This window comes from Pseudomonas sp. UYEF17 (assembly GCF_040546125.1).
Taxonomy (GTDB): domain Bacteria; phylum Pseudomonadota; class Gammaproteobacteria; order Pseudomonadales; family Pseudomonadaceae; genus Aquipseudomonas; species Aquipseudomonas putida_Z.
Genome location: NZ_JBEPNE010000003.1, coordinates 26,009 through 45,044, shown reverse-complemented (window position 1 = coordinate 45,044; position 19,036 = coordinate 26,009). Strand labels below are relative to the sequence as shown.

At 63.9% G+C, this 19,036-nt stretch carries 18 protein-coding genes; 10 read left to right on the top strand and 8 right to left on the bottom strand.

The window, feature by feature from the left end:
- Positions 1 to 154: 154 nt before the first annotated feature.
- The 3 genes from ABIB24_RS05585 to ABIB24_RS05575 are packed head-to-tail and all read right to left on the bottom strand — an operon-like array spanning position 155 to position 2,844.
- Entirely contained in the window at positions 155 to 1,849 is a 1,695-nt protein-coding gene (locus ABIB24_RS05585; protein WP_354316198.1) for a recombinase family protein, read from the bottom strand.
- 18 nt (positions 1,850 to 1,867) lie between these two features.
- On the bottom strand, positions 1,868 to 2,347 hold the full coding sequence (locus ABIB24_RS05580) for a YchJ family protein (protein WP_024087648.1): 480 nt from the start codon (positions 2,345 to 2,347) through the stop codon (positions 1,868 to 1,870).
- A gap of 2 nt (positions 2,348 to 2,349) precedes the next feature.
- Complete coding sequence (locus ABIB24_RS05575; protein ID WP_025340372.1) at positions 2,350 to 2,844, bottom strand: DUF6231 family protein; 495 nt, start codon at positions 2,842 to 2,844, stop codon at positions 2,350 to 2,352.
- A gap of 159 nt (positions 2,845 to 3,003) precedes the next feature.
- Between ABIB24_RS05575 and ABIB24_RS05570 the strand changes: the two genes are divergently transcribed.
- The 4 genes from ABIB24_RS05570 to ABIB24_RS05555 all read left to right on the top strand — a co-directional run bounded on the left by ABIB24_RS05570 (position 3,004) and on the right by ABIB24_RS05555 (position 5,632).
- On the top strand, positions 3,004 to 3,696 hold the full coding sequence (locus ABIB24_RS05570) for a PA1041 family peptidoglycan-binding anchor lipoprotein (RefSeq protein WP_354316197.1): 693 nt from the start codon (positions 3,004 to 3,006) through the stop codon (positions 3,694 to 3,696).
- Positions 3,697 to 3,786: 90 nt separating this feature from the next.
- Positions 3,787 to 4,506 (top strand): PA1041 family peptidoglycan-binding anchor lipoprotein, encoded by a 720-nt coding sequence (locus ABIB24_RS05565; RefSeq protein ID WP_025340370.1) that lies wholly within the window; start codon positions 3,787 to 3,789, stop codon positions 4,504 to 4,506.
- A 99-nt stretch (positions 4,507 to 4,605) separates the two neighbouring features.
- Positions 4,606 to 4,881: a DUF1145 domain-containing protein gene (locus ABIB24_RS05560; protein WP_025340369.1), complete on the top strand. Its 276-nt coding sequence runs from the start codon at positions 4,606 to 4,608 to the stop codon at positions 4,879 to 4,881.
- Positions 4,874 to 5,632, top strand: coding sequence for a collagen-like protein (locus ABIB24_RS05555; RefSeq protein ID WP_354316196.1), 759 nt, complete (start codon positions 4,874 to 4,876; stop codon positions 5,630 to 5,632). The genes ABIB24_RS05560 and ABIB24_RS05555 overlap by 8 nt, the downstream gene beginning before the upstream one ends.
- 150 nt (positions 5,633 to 5,782) lie before the next feature.
- Here ABIB24_RS05555 and ABIB24_RS05550 read toward each other — a convergent pair whose 3' ends face one another.
- Positions 5,783 to 6,247 carry a CopD family protein gene (locus ABIB24_RS05550; RefSeq protein ID WP_003258897.1) on the bottom strand — a complete coding sequence of 155 codons (465 nt, stop codon included), beginning with the start codon at positions 6,245 to 6,247 and terminating at the stop codon, positions 5,783 to 5,785.
- A 98-nt stretch (positions 6,248 to 6,345) separates the two neighbouring features.
- On the opposite strand from ABIB24_RS05550, the gene dinG reads away from it, so the two are divergent.
- The 5 genes from dinG (at position 6,346) to pdxH (ending at position 13,921) form a co-directional block, all read left to right on the top strand.
- The gene (gene dinG / locus ABIB24_RS05545; RefSeq protein ID WP_013973931.1) at positions 6,346 to 8,490 is read left to right on the top strand and encodes an ATP-dependent DNA helicase DinG; all 2,145 of its coding nucleotides are present in this window, start codon (positions 6,346 to 6,348) and stop codon (positions 8,488 to 8,490) included.
- Positions 8,491 to 8,571: 81 nt separating this feature from the next.
- Positions 8,572 to 10,806 carry a beta-galactosidase gene (locus tag ABIB24_RS05540; RefSeq protein WP_354316195.1) on the top strand — a complete coding sequence of 745 codons (2,235 nt, stop codon included), beginning with the start codon at positions 8,572 to 8,574 and terminating at the stop codon, positions 10,804 to 10,806.
- 226 nt (positions 10,807 to 11,032) lie between these two features.
- Positions 11,033 to 12,178, top strand: a complete 1,146-nt coding sequence (locus tag ABIB24_RS05535) for a serine hydrolase domain-containing protein (RefSeq protein WP_354316194.1) — start codon at positions 11,033 to 11,035, stop codon at positions 12,176 to 12,178.
- A gap of 99 nt (positions 12,179 to 12,277) precedes the next feature.
- Entirely contained in the window at positions 12,278 to 13,255 is a 978-nt protein-coding gene (locus ABIB24_RS05530; protein WP_085614187.1) for an OmpA family protein, read from the top strand.
- Between the two features lie 18 nt (positions 13,256 to 13,273).
- Positions 13,274 to 13,921 (top strand): pyridoxamine 5'-phosphate oxidase, encoded by a 648-nt coding sequence (gene pdxH, locus ABIB24_RS05525; RefSeq protein ID WP_025340364.1) that lies wholly within the window; start codon positions 13,274 to 13,276, stop codon positions 13,919 to 13,921.
- A 128-nt stretch (positions 13,922 to 14,049) separates the two neighbouring features.
- On the opposite strand, the gene ABIB24_RS05520 is transcribed toward pdxH, so the two are convergent.
- Positions 14,050 to 14,283: a hypothetical protein gene (locus ABIB24_RS05520; RefSeq protein ID WP_274079436.1), complete on the bottom strand. Its 234-nt coding sequence runs from the start codon at positions 14,281 to 14,283 to the stop codon at positions 14,050 to 14,052.
- 146 nt (positions 14,284 to 14,429) lie between these two features.
- On the opposite strand from ABIB24_RS05520, the gene ABIB24_RS05515 reads away from it, so the two are divergent.
- A complete protein-coding gene (locus ABIB24_RS05515; protein WP_013973925.1) occupies positions 14,430 to 14,894 on the top strand; it encodes an outer membrane lipoprotein in 465 nt (154 codons plus the stop codon).
- Positions 14,895 to 14,963: 69 nt separating this feature from the next.
- Here the strand turns inward: ABIB24_RS05515 and nhaA are convergent, their stop codons facing one another.
- The 3 genes from nhaA to ABIB24_RS05500 all read right to left on the bottom strand — a co-directional run bounded on the left by nhaA (position 14,964) and on the right by ABIB24_RS05500 (position 18,837).
- Positions 14,964 to 16,139 carry a Na+/H+ antiporter NhaA gene (gene nhaA / locus ABIB24_RS05510; protein WP_085590187.1) on the bottom strand — a complete coding sequence of 392 codons (1,176 nt, stop codon included), beginning with the start codon at positions 16,137 to 16,139 and terminating at the stop codon, positions 14,964 to 14,966.
- Between the two features lie 312 nt (positions 16,140 to 16,451).
- Positions 16,452 to 18,059, bottom strand: coding sequence for an NAD(P)/FAD-dependent oxidoreductase (locus tag ABIB24_RS05505; protein ID WP_046614721.1), 1,608 nt, complete (start codon positions 18,057 to 18,059; stop codon positions 16,452 to 16,454).
- 103 nt (positions 18,060 to 18,162) lie between these two features.
- Positions 18,163 to 18,837: a COG3650 family protein gene (locus ABIB24_RS05500; RefSeq protein ID WP_025340360.1), complete on the bottom strand. Its 675-nt coding sequence runs from the start codon at positions 18,835 to 18,837 to the stop codon at positions 18,163 to 18,165.
- Between the last annotated feature and the right edge of the window lie 199 nt (positions 18,838 to 19,036).

Genomic DNA, 19,036 nt, shown 5'->3' with positions numbered 1-19,036 from the left:
AACGTTGAGTCTAGCGTGAGAGGTGTCTGGATAACGTCGTTTGGGAAGCAAGGTTTAACCTAGGTTTTTGCTAGGTTATTCGGGGTTATTCGATGTGCCTCAACGCCTCGACCATCGCCTTGATTGGCGTCCTGCTCCTGTAGATAAAGGCATCTTATTCGGTTATGCCATGACGAGCCTTCCACATTGCCAGAAGCTCTGGCGGTAGCTCATCCCAAGATTCAGTTTTGGCGAAGATAGCTTCCACTTCGTTTAGCTCGCCTTGGGCCACTTGCAGGTCAACATACTCGTCATACATTGCTTCAAATCGAATCTCATTACCTCGGTTCATCAGGTAGAAAAGCAGGTTTGGCGTCTCTGCACTGAATGGGAGTGGAATGGCGTTGTTCTTGCTGACCCAGTACGTCTCATCTGTCCTGCCATTCTTGCTAGCGAAAATGAACAGGCCAAGTCTCTTGATGAGGTTGTTGGCAGCCACACGGCCTTCAAATGACACAAGGTCGAGCTTTTCGAAGAAGTCATGTTTGCTCACCACTTTGTCAGATGCCAGCCGTTCAGCGATAGCGGTTCGTTCTGACTCAAGGGCGCCAATATCGGCTTCTAGCTCGTGCAGCAGCTTCGCAGTGATGCGGGATGGGAATTCAGCGTGTGAAGCCTCTGCATCGTCCTGACGTGCCTTCAGCGAAGCTATGCGGCCTTCTACGATCTGCAAGGACTTCTGCAAGCTGCCAGAGCTATCCTGTACCAAGGACAAGCTATCGACCTTCGTCAGTATCTCTTTAAAAACTTCCTCCGTGCGTGGGGCGCTGATGATCCCTGCGTCACACAGTCCTCTAGTCGTCTTGGAACACTTGTAATACTTACGGCCACGCTGGCCTTGGAGGTGCATTGCTGAGCCGCACTTGTAACAATTAAGGATGCCCGCTAGCACATTGAAATTGGTGGTGGCCTTCGTGACGCTGTGTGTCTTGCGAGACGTTCGGGCAGCTTGGGCTAGGTAAAATTCATTCTCCGTCACTACGGAGGGGAAGTAGTCCTTGATCGGTTCGCCGTCTGGAGTTCGTTTGCCATCAATGAAAATGTGAGGTTGGTACTCGCCCAGCACTGTGCGGCTATCGAGGATGTGCCGCACGGTCGAGAAGCCCCACAGACCAGAGAAGTTTTTACGTCCTGCACTGAATGCGGGTATGCCTTCCTGATTCAATGTGGCTGCAATGATGCGGGAGCCGTGGCCCTTGGTGGATAGGTCGAAGATGCGGTGAACAATGGCAGCTTTGCCAGGGTTGAGCACATAGCCATCTGGTGTCACATCGAGCCACAACGGGCGATTCTTGCCCAGTGGCTTGCCAGTGGTGCGAGCTTCCTTCTGTTTCGCACGCCAAGCAGAGGATACCCGGCCACCCTTGGTTGCCGATTCCTCATGGGCACGTGACATTGAGATGATCGAGATGATCAGATCTAGTTCGTTGTAATCCTTGGTGTACAGGCGTTTGTCTACGCTGGTGTAGACGTTGATACCCTTGGCTAGCAGGTCAAGAAACCTTGGAAGGGCGTCTCTCACTCGCTCACGTGAAAGGCGGTCCAGCGACTCCACTACTAAATAGCTGCCTGCTGGGATCGTGCCGTCTTCTACATAGCCCAAGAATCGGGCTAGCTCACCTGTGTCGTCTAGATGTCGACCCTTGAAGGCTGATCGTCCTTTGTCGAAGAACAGGTATTCCCGAGAGTCGGCCAGTTCTAGGCCGTGCTCGTCACAGAATGCCTTCGCGGCTTTCACCTGTCTGGCATAGCTGTCGCCTGCTGACTGCTTCGCACTGCTAAATCGGATGTAGCTAAAAACCTTGCTCATAATGCGGATATACCCACCTCAACCTTTTGGTAGGTAATTGTTGCAGCATTTCTTGAACTTCTGGCCGCTGGCGCAGGGGCAGGGGTCGTTGCGCCCGGCCTTGAGCCCGACCGTGGGGTCGATGAAGTACCAGCGCCCGGCATGCTGGACGAATGCCGAGCGCTCGCGGTGCTGATGGTCACCCTCCTGGTCGTGCCAGCGTGCAGTGAAGGTGACAAAACCGTGCTCCGGCTGGCCGCCCAGCACCTCTGCGCTCTCCACCTCCAGGCCCAGCCAGGTGCTCTGGGCGCTCCAGGCGGCCATGGCGGCACGGTCCAGGCCGGCTTGCTGGGCGGGCAGGGTGGTGGCCACCAGATAGTCGACCAGGCCCAGCACGTAAGCGCTGTAGCGTGAGCGCATCAGCGCCTGGGCATCCGGTGCCGGGGTGCCGGCATGGTAATGCCCGCAGCAGGCGTCGAGCAGGTTGCCACTGCCACAAGGGCAGACCGAGACACTCATCATCACCACCAGTACTTGCCGAAGTTTTCAGGGTTGGCCCAGAACTTGGCATTCAGCCAGTCCGGTACCTGCTTGTAGTCATGTAGATCATAGGTGAACAGGCTCAATACCTGCTGGTCACGGCGGAATTTCTCGCTGGCCGACAGGGCCAGGGCAAAGAAATCGGTGTCTTGCCAGCCACAGGCGGCCAGGTCGGCCAGCACCGCGACCCGGCTGGCATTGAGGTTGCGAATGCCGCCGAGCAATTCCAGGCCGGTGCGTTTGGGCAGGTGCTCCAGGCAGTCCACCAGTACCGCCAGGTCAAAGCGCTGGGCTGCCAGTTCGGCCGGCAGCGGGCCTGGGGCGGCCGTGGCGATGGTTACCTGTGGGTGCGCCTGGGCGAAGGCGTCCAGCGCCGGGAAGCGCGTGCCCACCAGCAGCAGGCGTTGCGGGGTGAAGCGCTCGAGCAGGGCCGCCAGGGCCTGCTGCGGGGTGCGCTGGGAAAAACCGTCGGTCATTGGCAATCCTCGTTGAAGTCGTCCAAGACTAGCGGGCCGCAGCGTGCGGGCAAAGAGGCATGTGACTGTGTCGTGGCTTATTGGTGGCAGGGATCAGATGCTCGGTCTTTACTCCCTGAAATCGGCCTTATGCCGATTCCCCCTAGGAGAAGCAATGAAATGAGCATAGTACGCACAGCGATACCCCTGGTTCTGCTCACCAGTGTGTTGACTGGTTGTGCAGATTTGCAAAAGACCGACTGGCCGAAATGTGCCGCCGTCGGGGGTGTAAGCGGCGCTGCCCTGGGCGCCATCGAGAGCTCCAGCTGGGCTGGTTGGGGCGCGTTGCTGGGCGGTGGCCTGGCGGCGGGCTATTGCTGGGCCCATGGCGATGGCGACGAGGATGGCGACGGCGTGCCGGACAGCCGTGACAAGTGCCCAGGCACCCCGCGCGGTGTGCAGGTCGATGCCAACGGCTGCCCGCCAGAGCCGGCCGCGGTGGTCGAGGAAGTAGTGGTGCAGAAGGAAGAAGTCATCGTCATCCGCGATGTGCACTTCGAGTTCGACTCTGCGCGCCTGACCGCCAGCGACAAGGAGCGCCTCAACACCATTGCCACGCGCCTGAAACAGGAAGCGCCGTCCGCCCGCCTGAGCGTCAGCGGCCATACCGACAGCGTCGGCTCCGACAGCTACAACCAGAAACTGTCCGAGCGCCGTGCCCACTCGGTGACCGATTACCTGGTCGAGAGCGGTGTGCCACGCAGCAGCTTCGTTTCGGTGGTCGGTGCCGGTGAAACCCAGCCGGTGGCAGACAACGCCACGGCTGATGGGCGCGCCATGAACCGCCGTACCGAGATCAAGATCCAGCGGTAGAGCGGCGTGCGCCCGTGCCTTGAGCAGTGGCACGGGCGCGCCTTCAACGGCGGTCAACCGTCCGTGGCCAATGACACAGGAGCATTCAGCATGAGTGTGACGTCGAAGGCGGCGCTGCCGCTGTTGGTGGCTGCCAGCCTGCTCGCGGGCTGCGCCACCCACAGCGATGGCAGCGCGCCGCTCAACCAAAGGACCTGGCCCATCTGCAGCCTGCTCGGCGGCCTGGTCGGTGGTGGCCTGGGCGCCATCGAAAGTTCGAGCTGGGCGGCTGGCGGCGGTGCCCTTGGCGCCATTGCCGGGGGCCTGATCTGTTACGCCCAGGATGGCGACGAAGATGGCGACGGTATTTTCGACCGCCGCGATCGTTGCCCCGATACCCCCGCCAACACTGCGGTCGACCACATGGGTTGCCCGTTGAAGGTGTACCCCGCATCGCCGCCTGCCACTGAACCTGAACCGTCGCCAGAGGTGATCATCCTGGATGACAACGGCGCGGTGATGTTCGCCTTCGATTCCGCCGAGCTGACCCCGGCGGCCCAGCAGCGCCTGCAAGGCCTGGTGGCGAAGCTCGATTCACCGACGGTGGCGAAAGTAAGCGTGATCGGGCATACCGACAACGTAGGCTCCGACAGCTACAACCAGGCACTTTCCGAACGCCGCGCCAGCAGCGTGGCCGTTTACCTGATCAGCCAGGGGCTGGAGGCGGGCAAGGTCACCAGCCAGGGGCGCGGCGAGAGTGAACCGCTCACCGACAACGAAAGCGAGGAGGGCCGCGCTCGCAACCGACGGGTGGAACTGCACCTCAACTGAGTGGTGCTGGCGCCTGTCCTGACATTGCAGTTAATGTTGGTCGCACGGCCCGCTCGAACGGGCCGTCTCGACATAACAACAATCCATGGGGGGCGGGATATGAAGTTCATCCTGGGCTTGGGCAAGGTCCTGACAGTCGCTTTCTGGGGTGTGGTGTTGTTCAATCAGTTGATGCCACAACCCTTGCCCTTCAATCTGCTGATCAACGCCGCCGGCATCACCTTGCTGGGCCTGCACCTGCTCGAAGTGCTGTTCTTCAATGGCAGCCTGCGCGGCCGCAGCCACCGCTGGTTCGATCGTCTGCAGATCCTGTTGACGGGTATCTTCCATGTCATGTCCATCCCCCGTGTGCAGGAGGCGCCGCGAAATGCGTAATCTGATGTTGCTGGCCATGTTGTCCGTTCCCCTGGCCCAGGCCGAAAGCCTGGAGGTCGCTGCCAATTCCATGCTGCGCCTGCCCGACAAGTCGGCAAGCGTGCACCTGGCACAGTTGCGTGTCGCCGATGCCGCAACCCTGCTGCTGCCTGCCACGCTCGCTGAGTTGAAGGTCGACCAACTGGAGTTGGGGCGCGATGCACGTATCGCCATTGCACCTTCCGATAGCCCGTTGCTGATCGAGGCGCGCAGTGCGCGGCTGGGTGAGGGTAGCGAATTCAGTGCGCCGGGAGCGGCGGGTACTTACCAGCGGGGAGCCCGGTCGGGCCGCAGCCTGGACCTGAAACTGGCTGAAGTGGATGCCGAGCGCCTGGCCATCGATGCCCGTGGCGGTGCCGGTGCGCCGGGGTACGTGGGGCTCGATGGCGCCAACGGCCAGGCCGGTGGCTGCACCTGGGGCCAGGCCAGCCGCGGTGCCAATGGCGATGACGGCGGCAACGGGCACGATGGTGCGCCGGGTGGGCGCATCCGTCTGAGCGTGCCGCAGGGCTTCCCGCAAGAACGGATCGTGGTGCGCCTGGACGGCGGCGCACCGGGCAAGGCCGGGGCTGCAGGCAAGGCCGGCAAGGGCGGGGCTAGCAAGGGTTGCCTGGTGTACCGCACAGACGCCGGCGCCAACGGCCGGCCGGGGCAGCCGGGCCAGCCTGGGTTGGCCGGCGCTGCAGGTGAGCTGATTCTGCAGCGCCTCTGAAGCCTTGCCGCGCCCCCTGTAGGAGCGGCCTTGTGTCGCGATGGGCTGCGCAGCAGCCCCGGCAATTTGTGCGAAGGCGCTGAAATCCTGGGGCTGCTGCGCAGCCCATCGCGACACAAGGCCGCTCCTACAGGGGCCGAGCAGATCCTGTCAGAGCATCAGCCGCGAACTGGCCACGGCTACCACCGCCAGGCCCAGCAGCAGGTTGATCCCCACCATCCGCCGAATCCGCCCCAGCACTGCCGCACCTGCCGGCCAGTCCTCGGCCTGCACCGCCGCCCTCAACTCCGGCAGCAGCAACGCCTGGATGCGCATGAACAGGGCAAACATGGCGATGCCTCCACCGATCATCACCTGCACATACTTCGGTGCAGTCTCGAAGCCGCTGAAGCGCATGTGCAACATGCCGATACCACTTATCGCCAAAATCGCCACGGCCAGCCAGACCCAACCGAAGAAGCGTCGGAAAACTTCCACCCACAAGCGCAGCCGGGCAGGCCCCTCAAGGGCTGCAACCGTTGCCGGGCGCAGCACCAGCCAGGCGAAGAACATGCCGCCGACCCACACCAGGGCGGCCAGGACATGCAGTGTGTAGGGCAGGGCAAAGGCAAGCATCCGGATCTCCATGCGGCATAAAGGGCAATAGCGGGGTATGATAGCCGCCCCATGCGAAACACTGAAAATATATCCAGCCCTCCGGGCGCCTGCAGACCATGATCAGCAACGAACTCAAAGCCACCATCCAGGGCGCCTATACGCGTTTTCTCGAAGCCAAGAGCCTCAAGCCGCGCTATGGCCAGCGCCTGATGATCGCCGAAGTGGCCAAGGTGCTCGGCGACATCGCCTGCGACGAAGAAGGCCGCCGTGCCGGCGAGCCTGCCGTGGTGGCAGTGGAGGCGGGCACCGGTACCGGCAAGACGGTGGCCTACAGCCTGGCTGCCATTCCGGCCGCCAAGGCCGCCGGCAAGCGCCTGGTGATCGCCACCGCCACCGTGGCGCTGCAGGAGCAGATCGTCTTCAAGGACCTGCCCGACCTCATGCGCAGCAGCGGGCTGAACTTCAGCTTCGCCCTGGCCAAGGGCCGTGGCCGCTACCTGTGCCTGTCCAAGCTCGACATCCTGCTGCAGGAGGGCCACGCCCAATCGGCCACCGCCCAGCTGTTCGAGGAAGAAGGCTTCCACATCGAAGTCGACGAGCGCAGCCAGAAGCTGTTCAACAGCATGATCGAGAAGCTTGCCGGCAACCGCTGGGACGGTGACCGCGACAGCTGGCCCGAAGCCCTCGAAGACCAGGACTGGGCACGCCTGACCACCGACCACAGCCAGTGCACCGGCCGTCATTGCCCGAACTTCCAGCAGTGCGTGTTCTACAAGGCCCGCGAAGGCATGGGCAAGGTCGATGTGATCGTCACCAACCACGACATGGTGCTGGCCGACCTGGCCCTGGGCGGCGGCGCGGTATTGCCCGACCCGCGCGACACCATGTACGTGTTCGACGAAGGCCACCACCTGCCGGACAAGGCCATCGGCCATTTCGCCCACTATTCGCGCCTGCGTTCCACTGCCGACTGGCTGGAGCAGACCGCCAAGAACCTGACCAAGCTGCTGGCCCAGCACCCGCTGCCCGGTGACCTGGGCAAGTACATCGAACAGGTGCCGGAGCTTGCGCGGGAAGTGCGCACCCAGCAGCAGTTCATGTTCACCCTGTGCGAGCAGGTTGCCGACTTCCGCCCCAGCGAGGACAACGAAGGCCGTGAGCGCCCGCGCTACCGCTTCGAAGGCGGCGTGGTGCCGGAGCAGATTCGCGAAGTGGGCATCGAGCTGAAAAAGGGCTTTGCCCGCCTCAACGACCTGTTCACCCGCCTGGCCGACCTGCTCAAGGAAGGCATGGACGGTGAGGTCAACATCGGCATCGCCAGCCACCAGGCCGAGGAGTGGTACCCGCTGTTCGGTAGCCTGGTCACCCGTGCCCAGGGCAACTGGGAGCTGTGGACGGCCTTTACCGCCGAAGACCCGGAAGACAGCCCGCCCATGGCCCGTTGGCTGACGCTGGCCGAGAGCGGTGCGCTGTTCGATATCGAAGTCAACGCCAGCCCCATCCTGGCCGCCGAAATGCTTCGCCGCAGCCTGTGGAGCGTGGCCCATGGCGCGCTGGTGACCTCGGCGACGCTGACCGCGCTGGGCAAGTTCGACCGCTTCCGCATGCGCTCGGGGTTGCCGCGTGACGCGGTCACCTGCGTGGTGCCCAGCCCGTTCGTGCATGGCGATGCCGGCCTGCTGCGGGTCCCCGACCTCAAGGCCGACCCGAGGGATGCGGCGGCGCATACCGCAGCGATCATCCGCGAACTGCCAAACATCGTCGAAGATGCCCGCGGCGCGCTGGTGCTGTTCTCCTCGCGCAAGCAGATGCAGGACGTGTTCGATGGCCTGGACCGTGACTGGCGCAAGCTGGTGCTGATCCAGGGCAACCTGTCCAAGCAGGAAACCCTGAACAAGCACAAGGCGCGGGTCGACGATGGCCAGCACAGCGTGCTGTTCGGCCTGGCCAGCTTTGCCGAGGGTGTCGACCTGCCGGGTGCCTACTGCGAGCACGTGGTGATCGCCAAGATTCCCTTTGCCGTGCCCGACGACCCGGTCGAAGCGGCGTTGGCCGAGTGGATCGAAGCTCGCGGCGGCAACCCGTTCATGGAAATTGCCGTGCCCGACGCCTCGCTGCGGCTGATCCAGGCCTGCGGCCGCCTGCTGCGAACCGAACAGGATCGCGGTGTCATCACCTTGCTTGACCGGCGCCTGGTCACCCAGCGCTACGGCAAGGCTATTCTCAATGCGCTGCCGCCGTTCCGGCGGGAGATTTCCTGACCGCCGGAGCACACTTGCTCCGGCGCGTTGTCCATTACTCAGTCGTGGGCCATGAGGGCCCTGAAGGAGAGCCCCAGCCTTATGGTCCGCCGTACCCTGCCCGCCATTTTCGCCCTGTTGTTCAGCTCGCCCTTGCTGGCTGGGCAGCAGACGCTGTTCAGCTTCGTGCGCCCGGCCTCGGTGGTCAACGTGGCGACCGAGGATGCCGGCATGCCGCAGTACAACGCGGAGCAGACGGCCGAAGGCGAAGTGTTGCGGCGCGTGGTGTTCAACCCGGCCCAGCGGCCGACCCTGCGCCTCAGCCCGCAAAGCGGTGTGTGGGACTGGTCCGGCGGTCAGTTCCTGACCTTGCGCCTGCAAAGCGCGATGGATTGGGCGCTGACCGTGGACGTCATGGTGCAGGGCAGTGATGGCCGCACGTTGACCAGCCGCATCGACCTTCCGGCCGGTCCTGCGCAAACCGTGATGGTACCGCTGACGGCCAGCTCGCCGCTGAGCCAGGGCATGCGCGCCGGCCCGCCCATGCCCTGGAACCATGGCGGCCAGCGCCTGCTGCTGACCAGCAGCGCCGGCGCGGTCGACCTCAAGCAGGTGACGTCGGTCAGCCTGAGTATCCCCAACCCCAAGGTGGCGCAGAACCTGCTGATCGAGCGGGTCGGGATCCAGGATGACGACCAGGCCTACAAGGCGGCCTACCATGAGCTGATCGATGCCTATGGCCAGTCCACCCGCGGCCATTGGCCTGAAAAGGTTGCCAATGACGAGCAGCTCAAGGCGGCCGATGCACGCGAGCAGCAACAGCTCAAAGGCTGGCTGGCAGAGCGTGGCAAGCAGCAGCTGGATGCATACGGTGGCCTGCTGGCCGGGCCGGCGTTCGAGGCCAAAGGCTTCTTCCGCACCGAAAAGCGTGACGGCCGCTGGTACCTGGTAACGCCCGAGGGGCATCCGTTCTATTCCCTGGGGGTGAATGCTGTGGCCGCGGATGGCGGGCGTACCTACGTCGCCGGGCGTGAAGGGATGTTCAAGGCGTTGCCGGGCGAGGGTGATGCACTGGCCGCATTCTATGGCGACGGCAACAACGACGACGGCAACCCCTCGTCGCAAGGGCGCAACTTCAAACAGGGGCGCTGGTTCGATTTCTATGCCGCCAACCTGCAGCGCACCTATGGCAAACCCTGCCCGCCCGCGGTAGAAGGGCAGCCGGCCAACTGCCCACCATTGGCGCTGGATACAGCCCGCTGGCAGGCGCATGCGCTCGACCGCCTGCAGGCCTGGGGTTTCAACACGGTCGGCAACTGGAGCGAGCCGGCCCTGGGCCAGGCCAGGCGCATGCCGTACACCTTGCCGCTATCGATCGTGGGGGATTACGCCAGCATCAGCACCGGCATGGACTGGTGGGGCCGCATGCCCGACCCGTTCGACCCGCGTTTTGCCATGGCTACCGAGCGCGCCGTGGCCATTGCCGCCCGCGATCACCGTGACGACCCCTGGCTGATCGGCTATTTCGCCGACAACGAACTGGCCTGGGCCGCCCCCGGTAGCGACCCGAAGGCGCGTTACGGCCTGGCCTACGGTACCTTGCGCCTGACCACCGATGTACCGGCCAAGCGCGCCTTCCTCAAGCAGTTGCGTGACAAGTACCGCAACCAGGAAGGGCTGTCCAAGGCCTGGGGCATCGAGCTGACCGCCTGGGAACTGATGGAGGACCCGGGCTTCGAGGCACCGTTGCCCGACCCGGAGCATCCGGAAATCGAGCGGGACTACCAGCACTTCCAGCAGGTGTTCGCCGAAACCTACTTCAGGACCATTGCCGACTCGTTGAAGTGGCATGCGCCCAATCACCTGCTGCTGGGGGGCCGCTATGCCGTCAGCACGCCGGAGGCGGTCAAGGCCTGCGCGGAGTTCTGCGATGTGCTCAGCTTCAACTTCTATACCATCAAGCCGCAGGATGGCTACGACTTCGCCCGCCTGGCCGAGCTGGACAAGCCGGTGTTGGTGTCCGAGTTCCAGTTCGGCTCGCGCGATCGCGGGCCGTTCTGGCCGGGGCCGCTGGAAGTGGCGCGGGAAGAAGATCGTGGCCCAGCCTACGGCAACTTCCTCAAGGCGGCCCTGGCGCAGCCGATGATCGTTGGCGCGCACTGGTTCCAGTACCTCGACCAGCCGGCCAGCGGCCGCCTGCTCGATGGCGAGAACGGCCACCTCGGGTTGGTGGCGATCACCGATATGCCATACCCGGGGTTTGTCGATGCCGTGCGCAAGAGCAACTTGCAGGCAATGAGCCAGCTGCGCGCCCAACTGGAAAAACCGGCGCCCTAGCAACCGGCTGACGCGGTCTGGTGTAGGAGCGGCCTTGTGTCGCGATGGGCTGCGCAGCAGCCCCAGGATCTCCGCCGCAATGCACAAATTGCCGGGGCTGCTGCGCAGCCCATCGCGACACAAGGCCGCTCCCACAGTGACCACCCAGCCCAAGCCAGTTTGCAAAACGCCAAACTACTGAAACAATGCACACCATTTTCGGAATTGGTCGTACGGAGAACAGCGGGTGCAGATCCAGGGTCACTATGAGCTGAAGTTCGAAGCAGTGCGCGAAGCCTTTGCCGCGCTGTTCGATGATCCCCAGGAGCGTGGCGCCGCGCTGTGCATCCAGGTTGGTGGCGAAACCGTGGTCGACCTGTGGGCCGGCAGTGCCGACAAGGACGGCCAGCAGGCCTGGCACAGCGATACCATCGCCAACCTGTTCTCCTGCACCAAGACCTTCACCGCTGTCACCGCCCTGCAACTGGTCGGCGAGGGCAAGCTGGCCCTCGATGCGCCGGTGGCCAACTACTGGCCCGAGTTCGCCCAGGCAGGCAAACAGGCGATCACCCTGCGCCAGCTGCTCAGCCACCGTGCCGGCTTGCCGGCCATCCGTGAGCTGCTGCCGGCCGAAGCGCTGTATGACTGGCAGGCCATGGTCGATGCGCTGGCTGCCGAAACGCCCTGGTGGACACCCGGCACCGAGCAAGGCTATGCCGCCATTACCTACGGCTGGCTGATCGGCGAGCTGATCCGCCGTGCCGACGGCCGTGGCCCCGGCGACTCGATCGTGGCCCGTACCGCTCGGCCGTTGGGGCTGGATTTTCATGTCGGCCTGGCGGACGATGAGTTTTATCGCGTGGCGCACATCGCCCGTGGCAAGGGCAACGCCGGGGACGCTGCGGCGCAGCGCCTGCTGCAGGTGACCATGCGCGAGCCCGAGGCCCTGTCGACCCGTGCCTTCACCAACCCACCGGCGATCCTGACCAGTACCAACAAGCCGGAGTGGCGGCGCATGCAGCAGCCAGCGGCCAATGGCCATGGCAATGCGCGCAGCCTGGCGGGCTTCTATGCCGGGTTGCTGGACGGTAGCCTGCTCGAATCCGAACTGCTCGACGAACTGACCCGTGAGCACAGCCTCGGGCAGGATCGCACCCTGCTCACCCAGACCCGTTTTGGCCTGGGCTGCATGCTCGACCAGCCCGACGTGGCCAATGCCACCTTCGGCCTCGGGGCCCGCGCCTTCGGCCACCCAGGCGCCGGCGGCTCGGTCGGTTTCGCTGACCCGGAACACGATGTGGCCTTCGGTTTCGTGGTCAATACCCTCGGCCCTTATGTGCTCATGGACCCGCGAGCCCAGAAACTGGTACGCGTCCTTGCCAGTTGCCTTTGATCGGGTAATGCGGGTGTTGCCCCACCCCTTTGACTATCCTCAATGCCAACGCCTGAAAGGCGTAGGCAAAATTTCTTTCTATTTCATGGTGTATCGCTGATGTCTTCACACAAAACCTTAGCACTCGCCCTGTGCCTGACCGCCGTTACCGGCTGCGCCAGTCACCCCCAGGACGGCTCGAAGGACAGCGCCTCGAGCTGGTGGCCCTTCGGTTCGGACAAGGTTGCCGAGCAGGAAGTGAAGCAAGCCGTCACGGAAAACGTGGCCAAGGCCGACGCCAAGTCCGACAACGCCAGCCGTTGGTGGTGGCCGTTCGGCGGTGAAGAGAAGCAGGCAAAGGGGCCGGTGGTACCGAAGATCGACCAGAAGGCCACCCAGGCCTGGCTGGACGAGTACGAGCCCAAGCTGCGTGAGGCGATCAAGGGCAGCAAGCTGGAACTGGAGCGCCGTGACAACGTGCTGGCCGTAACCATCCCGGTGGACAGCTCGTACAACCCTGATCGTCCGAACATGCTGCTGCCGATGACCCTGGGCCCGATCACTCGTGTGGCCAAGACTGTCGAGGGCGATGCCAAGACCGCCGTGCTGGTGCTCGGCCATGCCGACAGCAGCGGTGTCGCTGCCGCCAACCAGAAGCTCAGCCTGGAGCGCGCCGCTTCGGTGTCGGCCATTTTCCGCCTCAGCGGCCTGCAGCGTGATCGCCTGAACCTCAAGGGCATGGGCTCGGAAATGCCGCGCGCCGCCAACGACAGCGCCGAGGGCCGTGCCCTGAACCGCCGTGTGGAAATGCTGCTGACCCCGCAGAACACCATGGTCGCCCTGCTGGCCAAGTATCAGCAAGCCGCCCCGGCGCGGGCCCCGATGGTGGCGGTGCAGGACGTCAAGGCGCCTGCCGCCAAGCCTGCCGACAGCAAGCCGGCCACCAAGGCTGCGGCGAAGAAGCCTGTAACCAAAGCCAAGGCCAAGGCGCCAGCCAAGACCACGGCCAAGAAAAAAGCCGCGCCGGCCAAGCCCGTCGCCAAGAAAGCTACCACTGACAAGAAAGTAGCTGCCAACAGCCCTGCGAAGACCAACTGATCGTCAAGGAACGCAGCAATGACCCAATCCCTGGCCGATATGCGCCGCGACTACACCCGTGATGGCCTGGCCGAAGCCCAGGCCCCGGGGGAGCCGTTCGCCCTGTTCCATCAGTGGTTCGCCGATGCGGTGAAAACCGAGCAGGTACCGGTGGAAGCCAACGCCATGACCTTGGCCACTGTCGATGGTGAAGGCCGCCCTCACTGCCGTATCTTGCTGCTGAAGGGGCTCGATGAGCGTGGTTTCACCTTCTTCACCAACTACGATAGTGCCAAGGGCCAGCAACTGCTGGTCAACCCTTTCGCCGCCATGACCTTCTTCTGGCCGGCACTGGAGCGCCAGGTGCGCATTGAAGGGCGGGTGGAAAAGGTCACGCCCCAGGAGTCGGACGCCTACTACCAGGTGCGCCCGCTGGGCAGCCGCCTGGGAGCCTGGGCTTCGCCGCAGAGCCAGGTAATTGCCGGCCGTGAGGAGCTGGAGGGGCTGGTCAAGGCCACCGAGGCGCGCTTCTCCGACACCCAGCCGCATTGCCCGGAACATTGGGGTGGGTATCGTTTGCTGCCTGAACGCATCGAGTTCTGGCAGGGGCGGGCCAGCCGCCTGCATGACCGACTGAACTACCGGCTGGTGGATGGGCAGTGGCTGCGGGAGCGGTTGGCGCCCTGAGATTCCGGGGGCTGCTGCGCAGCCCATCGCGACGCAAGGCCGCTCCCACAGGTACAGCGCAGACCCAATCTGTGGGAGCGGCCTTGTGTCGCGAAAGGGCCGCAAAGCGGCCCCAGCAATCTCCAAGGCTACCCCGGATACCCCGCAGCCTCCCGCTCCAACCACCCCGCCAACTGCTTGCGCCCCACCTTCTCCACCCGCGCCTGCTCCAGCCTTTGCAGCATATACGTGCGTTTTCCAGGGTCCGCCCCAGCCAGCGACAACGCCAGGTCACGGTCCATCCAGCGGCGCATGCGCACATACAGCCACCAGTGGAAGTACAACCCCGCAACGGTGGTGACCACGACGATGAAGTAATCCATGGCTATCCTTGGTCTCACTTGAAAGGCCTCGACACAGCCACGCAGGCTGTCCCTTGGCTGAATGAAAACAATTTTATTACGTTTGTACCGTGACAGCCGTCAACGTGCAGCGTCTAATGAGCACCTGACTTATGGAGACTTTACCCATGCGTAAATCCGCTTTGCTGGTGGCGACCTTTACCACCATGTCGTTGTTGCTGGGTGGCTGTGCCTCGAGCCTGACCGGTGACAGCTACTCCCGTGATGAGGCCCGCCGCGTGCAAACCGTGCGCATGGGCACCATCGAGTCCCTGCGCCCGGTCAAGATCGAAGGCACCAAGACCCCGATCGGCGGTGGTGCTGGCGCCATCGTCGGTGGCGTGGCCGGCAGCGCCGTGGGTGGTGGCCGTGGCAGTATCGTCGCTGCCGTGATCGGTGCCGTTGCCGGTGGCCTGGCCGGTTCCGCCGCCGAAGAAGGGCTGACTCGTACCCAAGGTGTCGAAATCACCGTGCGTGAGGATGATGGCAGCATGCGTGCCTATGTGCAGGCCGTGCAGCAGAACGAGATCTTCCGCGTTGGCGACCGCGTGCGCATCATGACTGTCGATGGCACCAGCCGCGTCACGCACTGACCGTTGCCCAACAAGACAAAACCCCGACATGGCGCTCGCCAGTCGGGGTTTTTTCATGCTGCGGCCAGGTCAGCCGACGTTGGGCTTGCGGCTGGCCATGGCGGTTATCGCATAGCCGATCACGGCGGCGAAGAACGAGCCGGTGAGAATACCCATGCGGTCCATTCCGGCGTAATCACTGCTGCCAGGCACAAAGGCGAGCGAGCCAACGAACAGGCTCATGGTGAAGCCGATACCGCAAAGTATCGCCACACCCAGCAATTGCCCCCAACTGGCGCCTGCAGGCAGCGCGGCCAGGCGCAGCTTGACCGCGACCCAGGTCAGGCCGAAGACACCCACGGTCTTGCCCAGCAGCAGCCCTACGGCGATGCCCAGTGGCACCGGGTGGGTGAAGCTTTCTACGGTCATGCCTGCCAGGGATACACCGGCATTGGCGAAAGCGAACAGCGGCAGGATGGCGTAGGCGACCCAAGGATGCAGGGCGTGCTCCAGGGCGAGCAGTGGCGAGCGTTCGGCATGGCGCGTGCGCAGCGGGATGCACAGGGCCAGGGCAACCCCGGCCAAGGTGGCATGCACACCGCTCTTGAGCACGCAGACCCACAGGATCAGGCCAACGACCATGTACGGCCCAAGCTTGACCACGCCAAGCCGGTTCATGGCCACCAGCACTACCAGGCAGGCGGCGGCCAGCAGCAGCGACACGCTCGACAGGGTGCCCGAGTAGAACAGGGCAATGACGATGATCGCACCCAGGTCGTCGATGATCGCCAAGGTCATCAGAAACAGTTTCAGCGACACCGGCACGCGCTTGCCCAGCAAGGCCAGTACGCCGAGGGCGAAGGCGATGTCGGTGGCGGTGGGGATCGCCCAGCCGGCCACGGCCGCCGGGTTGTCACGGTTGATGAACCAGTAGATCAGTGCCGGTATCACCATGCCGCCCACGGCGGCAGTGGCTGGCAGGATCACCTGGGAGGGCTTGGACAGGTGGCCGTCGACCACCTCGCGCTTGACCTCCAGGCCGATGAGCAGGAAGAACAGGGCCATCAGGCCGTCGTTGATCCACAGCAGCAGCGGTTTGGCGATGTGCAGCGCGCCGACCTGGACGGCGACGGGGACGTCGAGCAGGCCGCTGTACAGGTAGGACAGCGGCGAGTTGTTGATGACCAGGGCCAGGATGGCCGCAGCGATCAGCAACAGGCCGCTGGCGGCTTCGAGCTGGAAGAAGCGGGTGAACAGGCTACGCACGGGCTATAGGCTCTCCATGAGCAGTTGACGATGGAACGGGCGTACACCCTAGCCTGTGACGATATGCTTTCAAACAAAAACTATATTCGTTTTTGTTATATGGTGTTACTGGCTGGGCTGAGGGAAGCCTAGATGCAGATGGGGAAAGAGTGGGGAGGGGAAGTCTGATGTTTGTTGTGGATTTTTCTGATGTCTGCAGTGGCCCTTTCGCGGGTAAACCCGCTCCCACAGGTACTTCACAGTCTTCAATACCTGTGCAGTACCTGTGGGAGCGGGTTTACCCGCGAAGAGGCCCTGGCATGTAATAAAGGCTCAGAGGCCGAGCATATCCCGCGCCACCGCCTCGGCGATACGAATGCCATCGACACCTGCCGACAGGATCCCGCCCGCATACCCAGCCCCTTCACCCGCCGGGAACAGCCCCTTCAGGTTCAGGCTCTGGAAGTCCTCACCGCGGGTAATGCGCAGCGGTGACGAGGTGCGGGTCTCGATCCCGGTCAGCACCGCATCATGCAGGTTGTAGCCCTTGATCTGCCGGTCGAACGCCGGCAGTGCCTCGCGAATGGCCTCGATGGCGAAGTCCGGCAGGCTCGGCGCCAGGTCGCCCAGGGTCACGCCCGGTTTGTAGGACGGCTCGACACTGCCCAGCGCAGTCGACGGCCGGCCGGCGACGAAGTCACCCACCAGCTGCGCCGGGGCCTGGTAGTTGCTGCCGCCCATCACATAGGCGTGGGCTTCCAGGCGCTCCTGCAGCTCGATGCCGGCCAGCGGGCCGCCCGGGTAATCGCGTTCGGGGTCGATGCCGACGACGATGCCGGAGTTGGCGTTGCGCTCGTTACGCGAGTACTGGCTCATGCCGTTGGTAACCACCCGGCCTGGCTCGCTGGTGGCGGCGACCACGGTGCCGCCCGGGCACATGCAGAAGCTGTACACCGAACGGCCGTTCTTGGCGTGGTACACCAGCTTGTAGTCGGCGGCACCAAGTTTCGGGTGACCGGCGTACTTGCCCAGGCGCGCCTTGTCGATCAGCGTTTGCGGGTGTTCGATGCGGAAGCCCACCGAGAACGGCTTGGCTTCCATGTACACGCCCTTGGCATGCAGCATGCGGAAGGTGTCGCGGGCACTGTGGCCCAGGGCCAGCACCACATGGCGCGAGTGCAGCTGTTCGCCGCTCTCCAGCACCACGCCGGTCAGCTGCCCATCCTCGATCAGCAGGTCGGTGACCTTCTGCTGGAAGCGCACTTCGGCGCCGAGGGCGATCATGTCCTGACGCATCTGCTCGACCATGCCGGTGAGGCGGAAGGTACCGATGTGCGGCTTGTTGATGTACAGGATCTCGTCCGGCGCACCGGCCTTGACGAACTCTTCCAGCACTTTGCGGCCGTGGTGCTGCGGGTCCTTGATCTGGCTGTACAGCTTGCCGTCGGAGAAGGTACCGGCGCCGCCTTCGCCGAACTGCACGTTGGACTCGGGGTTGAGCACGCTCTTGCGCCACAGGCCCCAGGTGTCCTTGGTGCGCTGGCGCACTTCCTTGCCGCGCTCGAGGATGATCGGCTTGAAGCCCATCTGTGCCAGCAACAGGCCGGCGAAGATGCCGCACGGGCCGAAGCCGACCACGATCGGGCGCTCCTGCAGATCGGCAGGGGCCTGGCCGACGAACTTGTAGGTCACGTCTGGCGCCGGGCCGATGTTGCGATCGTCGGCGAACTTGCTGAGCAGTTCGGCTTCGTTGCTGGCTTCCAGGTCGATGGTGTAGATGAACAGCAGTTCGCTGTTCTTCTTGCGCGCATCGTAGCTGCGCTTGAACAGGTTGAAGCTGAGCAGTTGCTCGTCGCGGATGCCCAGGCGCTGGACGATGGCTTCACGCAGGGCTTCGTCGGGATGATCTAGGGGCAGCTTCAGTTCGGTGATTCGTAGCATGGCAGGGTCCAGTATCCCGGCCATGGGCGGCCGGCGGCTTTACACAAACCGCCAAGTATAAGCTGTTCGCCGCCCCGACTGGCAGGATAAAAGCGCCCGGCGATCAGTTGTCGCGCGCACCGCCGTAGTAACCGCAGCCCTGCAGGGTCTTGCCGTCGATGCGCAGTTCGGCGCGCAGGTGGTGGATGGCACCGGTGGCGGTGTCTACGCAGCGTTGTGGCGCGACCCACAGCTCCACGTGCTGGCCGTTGGCTTCGCTGGTCAGGGTCAGGCCGCCGCCGGGCACTTCTTCTTCCAGGAAGGGCAGGGGCAGGGGTTCCTGGCCGACGCGGTTGAGCACCATGCCTTTGCCGCTGGCCTTGATGTCCCATTCCGGCTCGTGGCCGTTGGCGCGCAGGGTCAGCTGCTTGAAGTTGGGGTCTTCACAAGCGCGGGTGGAAGGTTCCAGGCGGTACAGGCGACGAACCTCCAGTTGGCCGTCGTTGTTGGCCTGCCTGCTGCCGGTGAGGCGGCCACGGACGTCGGCGAACAGCTTGTCGTTGGCGTCCTTGGCGAGGTTGGCGGCTTCCTGCAGGATGCCGGTGGCGGCGACGTCGTTGATCACGAAAGTGCGGTTTTCGCTGCACGGCTTGAAAAGCAGCTGGCCTCCGGCAGCACGCAACTCGCCCTGCATGCGCGTGGTGCCGATGTTCGGGTCGCTGGGGGCGTCAGCCATGAGCTGGCAGCCGGCGAACAGGGGCAGCAGGGCGGTGAGCAGCAGGGTGGGGGTGAGGCGCATGGGGCGGGCTCCGGGGGTCTTTGCCGTGAAAGCAGGCCACGTTACTCAGGCTGGCGCTGGATCACAAGTTAATGGTTGCCTGTGCTGGCCCTATCGCCGGCAAGCCAGCTCCCACAGGTACCCCACAGTTCCTGAAAGTTGTGGGGGCCTGTGGGAGCTGGCTTGCCGGCGATAGGGCCAGCACAGGCAATACATTTCT